Origin of the sequence: Ochrobactrum sp. SFR4 (assembly GCF_019730395.1) — a bacterium.
GTDB lineage: Bacteria > Pseudomonadota > Alphaproteobacteria > Rhizobiales > Rhizobiaceae > Pseudochrobactrum.
This window is the reverse complement of sequence record NZ_JAAPBB010000166.1, coordinates 1-488: the sequence shown is the minus strand read 5'-3', so window position 1 is coordinate 488 and position 488 is coordinate 1. Positions and strand designations below refer to the sequence as shown.

The 488-nt window shown below is 48.6% G+C and carries 1 protein-coding gene; it reads left to right on the top strand.

What is annotated here, in order from left to right; translation table 11 throughout:
• Positions 1-312, top strand: a 312-nt coding sequence (locus tag HBA93_RS18390) for a transporter substrate-binding domain-containing protein (RefSeq protein WP_221724263.1), incomplete at its 5' end; no start/stop codon positions are given.
• Positions 313-488 lie beyond the last annotated feature (176 nt).

The window sequence follows — 488 nt, the reverse complement described above, 5'->3', positions numbered from 1 at the left end:
GATGTGACGATCACTTATTACAAGACGGTTGAACAGCTCAATCTTGATCTGCAATCCGGCCGTATTGATGCAACAATTGCTGATCTGACGGCCTTGGAAGCTGAATTGAAAAAGCCTGGTTTTTCAGGTTACAAAATTGCAGGCCCTGTCCTAATGGGCGGAGTTTTTGGGGAGGGGGTGGGTGCAGCCATGCGTAAGGGAGATGATGCTTTAAAACAGCTTTTTGATACGGCGATTACCGCTGCGATCAAGGACGGGACTGTGAAGCAGCTTTCTGAGAAATGGTACGGCACGGATATCTCCCCGCTGTGACGGGCGGAATGAAATTTACTCTGGGAAATGGAAACGAAAATGACGGAATATCTGAAAAGCGCGGCACGGTCGGTTCAGGCAAGAAAGCGTATCGGTGATTATATCGAAATTACGCCTCTGATTGCCTCGCGTGAAATCGGTGCGGAAACCGGTTCAGATCTGTATTTCAAGGCAGA